The organism is Aeromonas sp. 6P, assembly GCF_051919525.1.
Lineage (GTDB): Bacteria > Pseudomonadota > Gammaproteobacteria > Enterobacterales > Aeromonadaceae > Aeromonas > Aeromonas veronii.
This window is the reverse complement of record NZ_JBQBEO010000002.1, coordinates 662520-676121: the sequence shown is the minus strand read 5'-3', so window position 1 is coordinate 676121 and position 13602 is coordinate 662520. Positions and strand designations below refer to the sequence as shown.

The following is a 13602-nucleotide window of genomic DNA, read 5'->3' as shown; positions in this document are numbered from 1 at the left end:
ATCCGTTTTCATCGGTAACTAATGGGGCTATATTGCGCCCGCCTGCTGCCTCCCGGCTTCTTGTTTCAATACCGGGCAACGGTGGGCGCTGTGATGGTTGCACAGACCATCTCTCCATATTTATTTGAGGGAATGCACATGAACAAAGTACTGGTAGCCGGTATCCTGGGTCTGATGTTGACTGCTTGCGGTCAGAAAGAAGAAAAAGCTGCCGCTCCTGCTGCTGCTCCGGCCGCCGAAGTTGCTGCCACTGTAGAAAAAGCCGCTAGCGAAGCCACCTCTACCGTAGAGAAGGCCACCTCCGAAGCGACTGCAACCGTAGAAAAAGCTGCTACCGAAGCCGCTACCAAGGTTGAAGCTGCAGTGAGCGATGCCAAGGCCAACTAAGCCTGCACCTCATTCGAAGACGGGTCCGAAGGCAACTTCGGGCCCGTTTTTTTATCTGTCGCTCAGGGCGCCGGATTAATCAGCGAGGTGAGGATGTGATCCTCCCAGCGGCCATTGATCATCAGATACGCCCGTGCAAACCCCTCCCGCTCGAAGCCGAGCCGCTCCAGCAAGGCGCCACTGCGCTGATTGGCTGGCATATAGCAAGCCATGATGCGATGCAGATCGTGCTCGCGAAACAGGTAGTCGATGGCGGCTGACAACACCTCTCCCATCACCCCCTGCCCCTGATGCTGCTGGTCGATGGCATAGCCCAGATGACACGCCTTGAAGACCCCCATCAGGATATTGCTGAAGTTGCAGGTGGCGATCACCCGCTCGCCAGCCGGATCGAGGGCCACCAGATTGACGCCGGTGCCGTTGAAGAACTGGCTGTAGCTGTCCTGCAGCCGGGCATGCCAGTAAGAGAGGCTGTAAAAGTGCTCGTCCCGAAGCGGCTCCCAGGGGGCGAGATGGGCACGGTTGCGCCGGTAGAAGTCGAGCATCATGGGGGCCTGATCCGGCGACAGTATGGTCAGGTGGGTGCGGGCCGTCTTGATATGTGGCAGCGCCATCAGGACTCCCTCTGCCTTAACCACTCATCGCGCAGCAAGCTGTAGTGGGCATGGTCCACAATCCGGTTGCCCAGCCGCTCTGCGCGCCGGGTCACCCCCTCAAGCTGCATCCCGAGCCGTTCACAAACAGCCCTGCTGGGCTCGTTATCGGTGGCGGCGCTGATCTCCACCTTCTCCATCCCCATCTCCTCGAAGGCGTGGTGGATCAGGGCCTGACAGGCACGGGTGATGATACCGTTACCCTGCCAGCGCTCCGCCAGCCAGTAACCGATGACCACCTTGCCAAGATCGTGATCGATGCTGTTGTAACCTATGACCCCCACCACCTCCCCCTGATACTCGATGGCAGTGGTGAGCCCCTCGCCGCGGGCGAACTTCTCGATGGCACTGCGAATGAAGAGGGCGCTGTCAACGGGGCGCTGGATCAGTGGCGGCCAGGGTAGCCACTGGGAGAGGTACTCCCGGTTGTCATTGCAGAGGGCAAACAGTTCGCTCGCCATATCGGGCTGCAAGAAGAGCAGCGCAAGCTCGTCGTCCAACTGCCATGAAAACATGGGATTCTCCTTTCAAATCAGTGATCAAATCGAAAGCCAGCACCCAATGTAGCCAATCGCCACTGGCCGCGCCAGCCACTTTTACGGCCCTCATCCGGCAGGCTTCGCAGAGGGTGACAGCGCACGAACTCTCCTCCCTCAAAAGAGGAGGGTGGGTGTCTGAAACCGGATAATGCTCTCCACATGGCGCCGACGAATGCCCACAAACGGCACTTTGGCAGATCCTGCTACCCCTTTGTGCTGCGCTGTCACTTTTGACAGGGGGCACTTTCCCCCACCGGCACTAGCTTCAAAACGCCCGACCTTCGGTCGGTTTATCAACCTCATCGATTTAAGGAAAGAAGAGATGAATAAAATTTATCTGGCCGTTGCGCTGGCCTGCTGGGGAAGCGCCGCACTGGCGGCGCAAGAGGTAGAGATCAACGTAACGGCAAACGGCATCCGGGCCATGACAGGCCTCAGTGCCGCGAGTGGTTCCTTGCAGCTGGAAGATGGCGAGTTTCGTCAGGTGCGGGTGGTCAAGCTGCCCAACGGCCAGCAGCGGATCCGCTACGAGCAGGTCTGGAACGGCATCCCGGTAATGGGTCAGGTGGTGGTGGCTGACAAGAGCCTGAACGGCCAGCTGCAACAGGCCAGCGGGCGCATGCTGCGCCAGATCGATCAGGATGTGGCAAGCCCGGCCGCCACCCTATCTCCACAGGATGCCGCCAGCAAGGCCAAGGCGGGCAGCAAGGGGAGCAACGAGCAGGTCAAACTCTACGTGATGCAGGATGAGAACGGGCTAGCCCGGCTGGTTTATCAGGTCTCCTTCATCGCCGAAGGTGACAAGCCAAGCCGCCCCTTCGTCATACTTGATGCCCAGAGCGGTGAGGAGCTCAAACGCTGGGAGGGGATCAACCACAAGGACGCCACCGGCCCGGGGGGCAACATCAAGACCGGCAAATACGTCTACGGCACCGACTTTGGCCCGCTCATCGTGGATGACAACTGCCGGATGACCAGCCCCAACGTCGATACCATCAACCTCAACCACGCCACCTCAGGCGGTGCCATCCACCAGTTCACCTGCCCGGAGAACCGGGTCAAGGAGATCAACGGCGCCTACTCGCCCCTCAACGACGCCCACTACTTCGGCAACGTGGTGTTCGACATGTACCGCAACTGGTACAACACAGCGCCCCTCACCTTCAAACTGAAGATGCGGGTTCACTACAGCAAGAATTACGAGAACGCCTTCTGGGATGGCAGCCAGATGACCTTCGGTGACGGCGCCACCACCTTCCACCCGCTGGTGAGCCTCGATGTGGCGGCCCACGAGGTGAGCCACGGCTTTACCGAGCAGAACTCCGGATTGGTCTATTCGGGACAATCCGGCGGCATCAACGAGGCCTTCTCCGATATGGCGGGGGAAGCGGCAGAGTTCTACATGAAGGGAAGCAACGACTGGCTGGTCGGCGCCCAGATCTTCAAGGGCAACGGCTCCCTGCGCTACTTCGAGGATCCGACCCGGGATGGCAGATCCATCGGCCATGCGGAGGATTATCAGGAGGGGATGGATGTACACCACAGCTCCGGGGTCTATAACCGCGCCTTCTACCTGCTCGCCACCAGCAGTGGCTGGAACACCCGCAAGGCATTTGAAGTGTTCCTGCTGGCCAACCGCCTCTACTGGGGCGCCAACACCAACTACCAGCAAGGGGCCTGCGGCGTCAGCCGGGCGACCGCCGATCTGGGTTACAGTCAGGCGGATGTGGCACGCGCCTTCCAGACCGTCGGGGTCGATGCCAGCTGCGGCACCACGCCGCCACCAAGCGACAACGTACTGCAAAACGGCGTGCCGGTGAGCAACCTCGCCGCCAGCAAGGGTGGCAAGCTCAACTACACCCTGAACGTACCTGCGGGCACCAGGTCGCTGCAGATCAGCAGCAGTGGCGGCACCGGAGATGCCGACCTCTACGTCCGTTTTGGCAGCGCCCCCACCAGCAGCAGTTACGACTGCCGTCCCTACAAGGGGGGCAATAACGAAAGCTGCTCGTTCATCAATCCCAAGGCGGGCACCTGGCATGTGCAGCTGTCAGGGTTTTCCGCGTTCAGTGGCGTGACCCTCAAGGCCAGCTACTGATCCACCCGGTGCGGGCCTTGTCCCGCATCGCTCTACTCATTGCGCCACCGTTTCGCCAGCGTGCGGGCGGTGGCCAACACGGTTTCCCGGGCCGGATTGGGCCGCTTGCCACCTCGCCACGCCATCATCACATCCCAATGCTCTTGCGGCAGATTGCGCACATCGAGCCTGACCAGCCGCCCCACCTCCAGATCCCGCTTGATGGCCAGCTCCGGCATCAGGGTGATAAACCCGTGTTCCAGCGCCAGATCCCGCGCCGCACTGGCGGGCTGCACCGCATGCAGGGGGCTGGCGGCCCGCCGCAGCCGCCGCAACTGCTGGATAAAGACGTCACACCCCGGTCCCCACACCTGAGGCGCCAGCCGCTGGTCGGCAATATCCTCCAGGGTGAGGCCGTGACAACCGGCCAGCGGATGCAATGGCGAGGCGATAGCGATAATGGGGGAGCAGCAAAGCAGCTCCATCTGCAGGCCCGCAACCGGCGGGCGCTTGAGCACAAAGCCGATATCGGCCTCGCCGGTCAGCAGCGACTGCATGATCTCGCCGGAGTGATCCGTGGTGCAGCGGATTTCGAACGGCTCATCCACCAGCTCCATCAATAGCGAGCCAAACACCACCGAAGTAAGAGATGGCAGGCTGGAGAGACGGATACATGGCAGTGCTGGCGCCCCCTGCAGTGCCAGTCGCCCTTCGCTCAGAGTGGCCAGCACCGAGCGGGCGGCAGGGAGAAACTCCTCGCAGGCACGGGTCGGCGTCACCCCGCGCCGATGACGCTGAAACAGCGGCGCCCCGAGGCTCTCCTCCAGCTGGGCAATCCGCTGGCTCACCAGCGGCTGTGACCAGCCACGAATGGCCGCCGCCTGACTGAAGCTGCCCAGCTCGGCCACATCCAGCAGCAGTTGCAGATCGTCCAGATCCATAGACATAAATAATCCTGATATGAAATATAGGTAGTTGTCGTCTACCACTATATCTAAACCCTCTCCAGAATGAAGGTATCTGTGAATGAGAGGGCGTTATGGTCGATAGGGCGAGGTTTTGGGGACGCTGGTTTCTGGCGCTGGATACCACACTGGTGATCCTGGGTTTCTTTGTGGTGATGCCGATGATCAGCCTGCGCTTCGTCGATCAACTCGGCTGGGCGGCCGGTCTGGTGGGGCTGGCCCTCGGCCTGCGCCAGCTGACCCAGCAGGGGCTGGGGATTTTCGGCGGCTCGCTGGCCGACCGCTTCGGCGCCCGCCCGCTCATCGTCACCGGCATGCTGCTGCGGGCCATCGGCTTCGCTACACTGGCCTGGGCCGACAGCGGCGCCATGCTGATCTTCTCCTGCTTCCTCTCCGGACTGGGCGGTTGCCTGTTTGACCCCCCCCGGGCTGCGCTGGTGATCAAATTCACCCGTCCCCATGAACGGGGCCGTTTCATCTCCCTGCTGATGATGCTGGAGAGCGCGGGAGCCGTCACCGGTGCGCTGCTCGGCAGCTGGCTGCTGCGCTTTGACTTCACCTACGTCTGTCTGCTGGGGGCCGGGCTCTTCACCCTGGCGGCTCTATGCAACTGGACCCTGCTGCCCGCCTACCGCCTCTCGGTCAAACCGACCCCGATGCGGGAAGGGTTGGGACAGGTGCTGGCGGATCGCGCCTTCTGCCGACTGGTACTGATCCTGAGCGGCTACTACATGCTGTGGGTACAGGTGATGCTGATTTTCCCCATTCTGGTCAAGCAGCTCTCCGGCACAACCACGGCAGTAGGCTGGATGTACAGCCTGGAAACGGCGCTATCGCTGGCGCTGCTCTACCCTATCGCCCGTTTCAGCGAACGGCGCTATCGCCTCGAGAATCGCCTGCTGGCAGGCATCCTGATGATGACGGTGGGGATAGGTCTGGTCGCTTTCGTCAGCACCCTCTCCGGCATCTTCGTACTGCTGGCCTGCTTCTATCTGGGGATCATCATCTGTGAACCGGCCCGGGAGACCCTGATGACCCGGCTGGCCAACCCCACAGCCCGCGGCAGCTACATGGGCTTCAGCCGCCTCGGACTGGCGCTGGGGGGCATGACCGGCTATGTGGGCGGCGGCTCCCTCTATGACTTCTCGCTGCAACAGGGACAACCGGCCCTCCCCTGGCTGGTGCTGGGCACCATAGGCGTCGCCACCATGTTGCTGCTCGCCCGCTGCTTCTCACGCCGCCCGGAGCTGGCCATCAGAGCCGCCGCCTGACGAGCATCCTGCGGCAGCCCAATCAACGGGGCTGCCGCTCACCCCATATTCTGCAAGTCATCACAGCAAAAGGTTGCGAATTACAACTTTTACGCTATTTTAGTTGTCATGCACAACTAAACAGGAAACCACGATATGGATCCCCGTCCCCTGCGCGCCCTGTCGCGCGATCTGGTTCGCGAACTCGGCATGCTCTCCCAGCAGTGCGGCAATCTGGCCCTCACCCCCATCGAGGCTCACCTGCTAATCGAGCTGGAAAACGCCCCGGCCACCAATCAGCAGCTGGCAGAAAAGCTGCACATCGACAAATCCAACGCCAGTCGTCCGCTGGCCCGCCTCGCCGAGCGGGAGCTCATCAGCTGGCACCCGCACCCCTCCGACGGGCGCAGCAAGGAGGCCCGCCTCACCGTCAACGGTCAGGGGATGCTGCTGGAGTTGCACCGGGAGATGGACGGGGCGATGGAGGAGATGCTGGCGCAGCTGAGCCTGCCCGAGCGGGAGCAGCTGTGGCAAGGGCTGCGGCTCTATCGCAGCGCCCTCTCCCGCGCCCGTCGCCAGCGGGGTTACCAGATCCGCCCCATCACGGCGGCGGACAATGCCCAGATCGCCTTGGTGATCCGCGCCGTATCAGCCGAATATGGCCTCACCTCAGACAAGGGCTATGGGGTCTCGGATCCCAATCTCGACACCCTCTCCCAGAGCTATCAGGGGGAGAAGAGCCGCTACTGGGTTATCGAAGGGCCAGACGGTTCCATCCTCGGCGGTGGTGGTATCGCGCCATTGGCAGGAGAAGAGGGAGTCTGCGAGCTGCAGAAGATGTACTTTATGCCCGCCCTGCGCGGACTGGGCCTTGGCAAACGGCTGGTATTGCAAGCGCTGGATGCCGCTCGTGGTTTGGGCTATCGCCGCTGCTATCTGGAGACCACTGAGGTACTGCGCGAGGCCACCAGCCTCTACGAATCACTGGGCTTTGAACACCTGCCCGGCCCCCTTGGCTGCACCGGCCACGGGGATTGCGAGATCTGCATGGTACTGCCACTGGGGTAGCCCCCTCATCCCCAACCCTTCTCCCGCAAGGGGAGAAGGGGGCAAAACACTTCCGCGATCTTTCAGGCAGACCTCTGATGGTTCCCTCTCCCTCTGGGAGAGGGCTAGGGTGAGGGCTGCTTGCGACTGGTATATGCTGAACAATTCCCCCCTGCATCCCTCCTTAAACAGACAAAACGGCACAAAACAAGAGACCTCGCCGAAGCGGGGTCTCTTTGATTATCTGCCAACAGGCAAACAAACCGTTATCAGTGCTCGCGAGTCTGGCGGAACTCCACGTCCGGGTGGCGCTCCTGTGCCAGGCGCAGGTTGACCATGGTCGGTGCGATATAGGTGAGGTTGTCACCGCCATCGAGGGCCAGGTTGACCTCGTTCTTGCGCTTGAACTCTTCAAACTTCTTGACGTCGGTCCCTTCCACCCAGCGGGCGGTGGAGACGTTGACCGCCTCGTAGATGGCCTCGACGTTGTACTCGCTCTTGAGGCGCGAAACCACCACGTCAAACTGCAGCACACCGACCGCACCAACGATGAGATCGTTGCTGATCAGCGGACGGAACACCTGCACCGCACCCTCTTCAGAGAGCTGGACCAGCCCCTTGAGCAGCTGCTTCTGCTTGAGCGGGTCGCGCAGGCGGATGCGGCGGAACAGTTCCGGTGCAAAGTTCGGGATACCGGTGAACTTGAGATCTTCACCCTGGGTGAAGGTGTCACCGATCTGGATGGTGCCGTGGTTGTGCAGACCGATGATGTCACCGGCGAAGGCGTCTTCCGCCTGCTCACGGTCACCGGCCATAAAGGTCACCGCGTCGGAGATGTTCACATCCTTGCCGATACGCACGTGGCGCATCTTCATGCCCTTGCTGTAGGTGCCTGATACGATACGCATAAAGGCGATACGGTCGCGGTGTTTCGGATCCATGTTTGCCTGGATCTTGAACACGAAACCGGAGAACTTCTCCTCGGTCGCCACCACTTCGCGGCTCTCGGCCTTGCGCGGCATGGGAGACGGCGCCCAGTCAGTCAGGCCATCCAGCATGTGGTCAACACCGAAGTTACCCAGTGCAGTACCGAAGAAGACCGGGGTCATCTCGCCAGCGATAAAGGCATCATGATCGAACTCGGGGGAGGCGCCCTGCACCAGCTCCAGCTCGTCACGCAGTTGCTGAGCCAGATCTTCGCCGACGGCAGCATCCAGATCCGGGTTGTTCAGCCCCTTGACCACCCGCTTCTCCTGGATGGTGTGGCCCTGACCGCTCTGATAGAGATAGGTCTCATCCTTGTAGAGGTGATAGACACCCTTGAAGGATTTGCCGCAGCCGATAGGCCAGGTGATGGGGGCGCACATGATCTTCAGCTCGCGCTCCACCTCGTCCATCACTTCCATCGGATCGCGCACTTCGCGGTCCAGCTTGTTCATAAAGGTGAGGATGGGGGTATCACGCAGACGGGTCACTTCCATCAGCTTGCGGGTCCGGTCTTCAACACCCTTGGCGGCGTCGATGACCATCAGGCAGCAGTCGACCGCCGTCAGGGTACGGTAGGTATCTTCGGAGAAGTCCTCGTGACCCGGGGTGTCGAGCAGGTTGACCAGACAATCGGCATAGGGGAACTGCATCACCGAGGTAGTGATGGAGATACCACGCTGCTTCTCCATCTCCATCCAGTCGGATTTGGCGTGCTGGCCCGAGCCACGGCCCTTGACGGTACCGGCGCGCTGAATGGCCTGTCCGAACAGCAGGACTTTTTCAGTGATGGTGGTTTTACCCGCATCCGGGTGCGAAATGATCGCAAAAGTGCGTCTCTTGGAGACTTCACTCAGAAATTCAGCTGACATAATTCAACGTTCTTCTATTGAGCGGTGGCATCAGCCACCGTGGGAATAAATCCGGAATGCCGCTCACGGCACATGTATACGCAACGAAAGCCACGCCAGCAGGCGTATTGCCAACCTGGTGGAGAGAGGGAGGAGGGTTGCGTTACATGGGTCTTCTCGCCTGAGTCAAAGCAAAATTGCGCGACATTATACCCGCGCGAGTGAAAAATACCCAGCCTGACAAGAGATGATAATTTGGCCGCTCCTCCGTTCCACAGGTTCCAACTGAACAGAAAATCAAACACTCCGAATCGGATGGCAGCATCCGGACCACGTGGACTTGGCCCCCTCCTCATGCCAGCAACAACCACTCTTGATAAATTTTCATACTTGGACTTTCCCTACCCAGCTACAAATATGTAAATCGTATCTACATAATGGAGAGGTCATTACATGAAACATTCCACCCTGCACAATCAACAGATCGTCATTATCGGTGGTACCTCGGGTCTTGGCCTGGCCACCGCCCAACAAGCGATCGAGCAAGGCGCCAAGGTCATTATCGGCGGTTCCAGCCGTGAGCAGCTTGACACTGCACTGGCTGAATTGGGCCCAAATGCCAGTGGCCATCAACTGGATATTCTCGACGTCGACTCCGTCAATCACTTTTTCAGCCAGCTGGATTCGCTGGATCATCTCGTCATCACCGCCGCCGTCATGCGACCAGGCAGCTTTCTCACCGCAGCCATCGAGGATTTGAAAATCAACATGGACAGCCGATTTTGGGGAAGTGTTCATGCGATCCGCGCCGCAGCACCCAAACTGTCCGAACGCGGCTCCATCGTGCTCACGTCCGGGATGGTGACGCGCCGCCCACAACTAGGTAAAGCACTCCCTGCCGTTGCAGCTGGCGCGGTTGAAACGCTGGCTCACAGTCTGGTTACCGAGCTGACCCCCCGTCGGATCAACGTCATCAACCCGGGCCCCATGCGCACTCCCATGTTGCTTAAAGCGCTGGGCAATGACCCACAAAAAGTGGCTGCCGTGGCGCAAAGCCTGCCGTTGAAACGCTTGGGAGAGGGAGAAGATTATGCGCAGGCCGCACTGTTCCTGATGAGCAACAACAACATGAATGGTGAAGTGCTTCACCTTAATGGTGGCAGCGCCTGGGCATAACGCCCTTCTGACGGTCTTCTGCGCTCGCGCTTGCCAATCTGTCATCGCAGGCAAGAACGAGCGCAGGGGACGAGCATCATCGCCGTATCAGTGTGCTCCCCAATGGCGATGACATCCTGCTGAGTGACAATACCCAGCCCGTCACTCGTCTGTCTCCACCCGGTTGCGCCCCGCCTCTTTCGCACGATACAGCGCATTGTCTGCACGCTGGATCAAGGCCGCCAGATCCTGATCATCGTCTCGCAGAGAGGCACACCCGATACTGATAGTTACCGGGTACGACATGCCGGGCAGCGCCCGGTTGGCGACCGAGTGACGGATCCGCTCAGCCACCCGGCACGCTTCTTCAAGGCTGGTATCCGGCAGCAGGATCAAGAACTCCTCTCCGCCGGTACGCCCCAACTGATCCTGGTGTCGCAGCTGACGATCTGCCGCCCGAGAGACCCATTGCAGCACCCTGTCTCCTTGATGATGGCCCAGGGTATCGTTGATCTGCTTGAAGTGATCGATATCGAACACCAGCAGACAAAATGGCGAGCCCTGCCTGCGAGCCAGCGCCAGCATATCGCTGCCCTGTCGCAGCACCCGACGGCGGTTGTTGATGCCGGTCAGCTCATCGGTAAAGGCCAGACGGCGCATCCGACGGTTGCGATCAAGCAGCCACCCCATCGTCAGCAGCGCCAGTACCCCGCAGAGCACCATCACCACCAGCAGCCAGAACCGACGCTCCTTGACCTGCTCCAGCTCCTGCTGCTGCAGTCGCTGCTCGACTCGCAGTCGCTCGTTCTCCCCCTCCTGACGGGCCAGTTCGAACTCGCCGCGAACCCAGGCCGTGCTCTGTTCCCGTAACAGCTGATCGAGCCGCTGCTCCTGCACCAGATGCTCCCGCAATGCAGCCAGCGCAGCCGGATAGTCGCCTTGCAACTCGAGCGCCCGACTGCGTACCCAGTAGAGCTCGAGCAAAAAGCGTACGTGCCCTTCCACCTTCAAAATCGGCTCAATCTTCTCAAGCGCACGCAAGGCTGGCGCCGGTTCCTGCTCTTCGACTCTCAACCTCGCCCGCACCAGCTCGAGATGCGCATGGAGGATGGGGTCAACATCGGGAGAGAGCACCTTCGCCGCTTGTGCCAACAAGCGTCCGGCATCAGCGGGGCGATCCAGCCCGAGCAGAGCCTCGGCCTGCATCACCATGCGTTCGGCATGCTCAATCAGATATTGAGGCTGATTATAAAAGGCCGCACTGCGTTCAAGCTCGCCCAGCGCATCCTGATAACGCCCGGTCTGCAGATAGACCATCGCCAGTTGATCACTGAGCCTTGCCGAGCCAAACCCGTCGTGACTTCTGGCAAAATGCTCGCTCAACCGGTTGAGGGTGGCGAGCGCTTCGGCATAGAGGCCCATACGACGAAATGTGGCTGCAATCTCGAGCTGCGCCTGGTGATACCAGGTGGGCAACCCCAGCTGCTCATAGATATTGTGCGCCTTGGTGAGATCCATCAGCCCCTGGCCTGAGACCCCCTGAAAAGACAGCATGGCCCCCCGGCGGGCCAGCGCCAGCGCCTCCAGCTTTGGCACGGCGGCCTCCCTTGCCAGCCGCAGCCCCTCATCGTAATCGTGACGAGCCTTCGCTACCTCGCCGAGCAGCTGATTGAACCAGCCGCGGCAAATCGTCAGCTCCGCCACGGCGGTGTCATTCCCCTGCTCGCGCGCAACGATCAGCATCCGCTCCGCATTGGCGATGGCGGTTCGGGATTCCTGCATGTCATCGGCCGATTGGGCCCAGCAAGCCAGACGACTGATCCGCATCTGCTGCGACGGCGGATAGGCGTTGCCGTCCCGCTGCAAACGGGCAACGCGCTCCCGCAGCAACTCGATCGGCTGATAGACCCGCTCCATCCCTCCCAGTTCATTTTCCAACTGTTCGGGGGACAAGGGTTTGGCTGCCAGCCCGAACACCGCCAGCAACAGCAGCAAGGCAAGTCGGCTCATACATACTCCGGATCAATGGGAAAGATCATCGGGCAAGCCGATGCCGGAAAATCACCATCTTTCCCCTGTAACAATGGTTGTAAAGGCTATCACCCGGACAGAGAGCCCGAATGGCAGGCTAGTCACATTTTACTGCGATATCATCGTGTTGGAATGAAAGCGGGGACGCACAGCGAAAAAGAGGGGCGGGATAACAACTCAAGAGGGGTTGCCCCCTCCCGGTCACTAGTGATGCTGCCAGCGCCGCAGCAGCCGGCCGCGCAGGCCGCAATCGAGCAGCCAGCTGTTGTCAAATACCCGCAGCAGCGCCTGCTTGGCGTGGCGGGACATGGCGACGGCGTGAAAACGGGTCTGGCGCTGGCGATAGCGGTTCATCTGATCGAGCAGGGGATGAGGCAGGCTCTGGGCGATAAAGTCGGAGATGACCAGCACATCCGCCTTGGCAAAGGCGGGATCATCGAGCTTGGCCAGCGCTTTTTCCAAGCAGGGCACCAGATCGGTACCGCCGTGAAAGCTCATGGAGAGGAAGCGCTCCGCCTTGTCCAGCCCGGTATCTGCAGTGATCTCGAGGGCCGCCACCTCGGTGGAGAAGAGCATCAGATAGCAGCCGCGCTTCTCATCCATCGCCACCTTGAGCAGCGCCAGAAACAGCGCCTTGGCACACTCCTCGGGATAACCACCCATGGATCCGGAGGTATCGACGCAGACGATAAAGGGGCCTCGCTGCTGCAACTGCTGCCCCCCCTGCTCCGGGGTGCGCAGCATGATGCGCTGGCGCGGCAAGGTGCCACGTGACTGGTAGCTGAGCAGACGCCGCTCCAGATAGCGACGATAGAACTCCAGCTCCAGCTCGGGCAAGCCCAGCATCACCGCCTCGCTTGGCAGCAGCCGCATCAGATCGTTAGCCTGATGAATGCCCACCAGATCGTCCGGCACATCGTCGCTGGGGGCGGATTCCAGCTCCAGCACCTGAACCGGCGGCACAGGTTGCTCCTGCGCCCGCCGATCCCGCTCGCTGCGCCCGAGCAGGCCGGCAATCTCCGCCAGCAAGGGCTCGCGCTGCAACATGCGGGCATACTGCTTGACCAGCACCAGACTGCGCTTGTGCCAGTGTCCCTGCGCCAGATCCCAAAGACCACCAGCGGAGATCTGGTTGGGATCGAGGGCATCGGCCAGGGTGCGGCTCGCCAGCAGCTGATCTTCAATCTCCTGACGCTGCTTCTCCCGTTCCGCTTCGGCTATCTGCTGCTGCAGTTGCAGCAGGCTCCCCACCAGACTGGCGCGCCACTTGTCGATAAAGAGCTGGCGCAGCCCCTCGGTGGGGTGGGCCGTCAGCTGACGCACCAAGGATCGTGCCTCACCGGCGAAGGGGCTGTACTGCTCCAGCGACTCCAGCAAGCCGGGCAGGCGACCAATCAGCTCGGTCATCGGCAGTTGCCGATGCGCCTGATAGAGCAGGTACTCCTGCTCCAGTGCCACCGGCACCGGCTTGTGGCGGATCTCCTCGCCAAGCTGCTCACCCCAGCTCTGCAGGCGCTTTTTCAGCAGCTTGCCCTGTAGCGGGGAGCGTTTGATAAATTCGGAAATCTTGGGCGAGGCCGCCAGCAACGCCACCACCTCTCCCGCCAGCTCACCCTCTCCCATGAGAAGACCCAGATCCAGCATGCCTATCTCAAGCATGAGC

The 13602-nt window shown here is 60.9% G+C and carries 11 protein-coding genes; 5 read left to right on the top strand and 6 right to left on the bottom strand.

Annotated features, from left to right (window positions below; translation table 11 throughout):
- The first annotated feature begins 138 nt into the window (after nucleotides 1–138).
- Complete coding sequence (locus ACTG2J_RS03355; RefSeq protein ID WP_005340533.1) at nucleotides 139–387, top strand: hypothetical protein; 249 nt, start codon at nucleotides 139–141, stop codon at nucleotides 385–387.
- 62 nt (nucleotides 388–449) lie between these two features.
- Here the strand turns inward: ACTG2J_RS03355 and rimJ are convergent, their stop codons facing one another.
- Nucleotides 450–1001: a ribosomal protein S5-alanine N-acetyltransferase gene (rimJ, locus tag ACTG2J_RS03350; protein WP_439997191.1), complete on the bottom strand. Its 552-nt coding sequence runs from the start codon at nucleotides 999–1001 to the stop codon at nucleotides 450–452.
- On the bottom strand, nucleotides 1001–1555 hold the full coding sequence (locus ACTG2J_RS03345; protein ID WP_005340529.1) for a GNAT family N-acetyltransferase: 555 nt from the start codon (nucleotides 1553–1555) through the stop codon (nucleotides 1001–1003). Before ACTG2J_RS03345 ends, rimJ begins: the two co-directional genes overlap by 1 nt.
- Nucleotides 1556–1901: 346 nt before the next feature.
- Here ACTG2J_RS03345 and ACTG2J_RS03340 point away from each other — a divergent pair, with 346 nt between their 5' ends.
- Nucleotides 1902–3677: a M4 family metallopeptidase gene (locus ACTG2J_RS03340; RefSeq protein ID WP_439997189.1), complete on the top strand. Its 1776-nt coding sequence runs from the start codon at nucleotides 1902–1904 to the stop codon at nucleotides 3675–3677.
- 32 nt (nucleotides 3678–3709) lie between these two features.
- On the opposite strand, the gene ACTG2J_RS03335 is transcribed toward ACTG2J_RS03340, so the two are convergent.
- Nucleotides 3710–4603, bottom strand: a complete 894-nt coding sequence (locus tag ACTG2J_RS03335) for a LysR family transcriptional regulator (protein ID WP_113740128.1) — start codon at nucleotides 4601–4603, stop codon at nucleotides 3710–3712.
- 92 nt (nucleotides 4604–4695) lie between these two features.
- On the opposite strand from ACTG2J_RS03335, the gene mdtH reads away from it, so the two are divergent.
- Together mdtH and ACTG2J_RS03325 are read left to right on the top strand one after the other, a co-directional pair.
- Nucleotides 4696–5892: a multidrug efflux MFS transporter MdtH gene (gene mdtH / locus ACTG2J_RS03330; RefSeq protein ID WP_257686790.1), complete on the top strand. Its 1197-nt coding sequence runs from the start codon at nucleotides 4696–4698 to the stop codon at nucleotides 5890–5892.
- Nucleotides 5893–6027: 135 nt separating this feature from the next.
- Nucleotides 6028–6939 carry a bifunctional helix-turn-helix transcriptional regulator/GNAT family N-acetyltransferase gene (locus ACTG2J_RS03325; protein WP_439997187.1) on the top strand — a complete coding sequence of 304 codons (912 nt, stop codon included), beginning with the start codon at nucleotides 6028–6030 and terminating at the stop codon, nucleotides 6937–6939.
- 248 nt (nucleotides 6940–7187) lie between these two features.
- On the opposite strand, the gene prfC is transcribed toward ACTG2J_RS03325, so the two are convergent.
- Nucleotides 7188–8777, bottom strand: coding sequence for a peptide chain release factor 3 (prfC, locus tag ACTG2J_RS03320; protein WP_085942998.1), 1590 nt, complete (start codon nucleotides 8775–8777; stop codon nucleotides 7188–7190).
- Nucleotides 8778–9206: 429 nt separating this feature from the next.
- Between prfC and ACTG2J_RS03315 the strand changes: the two genes are divergently transcribed.
- Nucleotides 9207–9929, top strand: a complete 723-nt coding sequence (locus ACTG2J_RS03315) for an SDR family oxidoreductase (protein WP_252656074.1) — start codon at nucleotides 9207–9209, stop codon at nucleotides 9927–9929.
- A 141-nt stretch (nucleotides 9930–10070) separates the two neighbouring features.
- Here the strand turns inward: ACTG2J_RS03315 and ACTG2J_RS03310 are convergent, their stop codons facing one another.
- Nucleotides 10071–11918, bottom strand: coding sequence for a tetratricopeptide repeat-containing diguanylate cyclase (locus ACTG2J_RS03310; RefSeq protein ID WP_439997185.1), 1848 nt, complete (start codon nucleotides 11916–11918; stop codon nucleotides 10071–10073).
- Between the two features lie 225 nt (nucleotides 11919–12143).
- A complete protein-coding gene (gene viaA, locus ACTG2J_RS03305) occupies nucleotides 12144–13598 on the bottom strand; it encodes an ATPase RavA stimulator ViaA (RefSeq protein WP_439989028.1) in 1455 nt (484 codons plus the stop codon).
- Between the last annotated feature and the right edge of the window lie 4 nt (nucleotides 13599–13602).

Excerpts from the sequence above, each read along its gene's own strand:
- ACTG2J_RS03315 (WP_252656074.1), top strand. The coding sequence starts at position 9,207 with ATGAAACATTCCACCCTGCACAATCAACAGATCGTCATTATCGGTGGT.
- ACTG2J_RS03325 (WP_439997187.1), top strand. The coding sequence starts at position 6,028 with ATGGATCCCCGTCCCCTGCGCGCCCTGTCGCGCGATCTGGTTCGCGAA.
- viaA (WP_439989028.1), bottom strand. The coding sequence starts at position 13,598 with ATGCTTGAGATAGGCATGCTGGATCTGGGTCTTCTCATGGGAGAGGGT.
- ACTG2J_RS03310 (WP_439997185.1), bottom strand. The coding sequence starts at position 11,918 with ATGAGCCGACTTGCCTTGCTGCTGTTGCTGGCGGTGTTCGGGCTGGCA.
- ACTG2J_RS03340 (WP_439997189.1), top strand. The coding sequence starts at position 1,902 with ATGAATAAAATTTATCTGGCCGTTGCGCTGGCCTGCTGGGGAAGCGCC.
- rimJ (WP_439997191.1), bottom strand. The coding sequence starts at position 1,001 with ATGGCGCTGCCACATATCAAGACGGCCCGCACCCACCTGACCATACTG.
- mdtH (WP_257686790.1), top strand. The coding sequence starts at position 4,696 with ATGGTCGATAGGGCGAGGTTTTGGGGACGCTGGTTTCTGGCGCTGGAT.
- ACTG2J_RS03355 (WP_005340533.1), top strand. The coding sequence starts at position 139 with ATGAACAAAGTACTGGTAGCCGGTATCCTGGGTCTGATGTTGACTGCT.
- ACTG2J_RS03345 (WP_005340529.1), bottom strand. The coding sequence starts at position 1,555 with ATGTTTTCATGGCAGTTGGACGACGAGCTTGCGCTGCTCTTCTTGCAG.
- ACTG2J_RS03335 (WP_113740128.1), bottom strand. The coding sequence starts at position 4,603 with ATGTCTATGGATCTGGACGATCTGCAACTGCTGCTGGATGTGGCCGAG.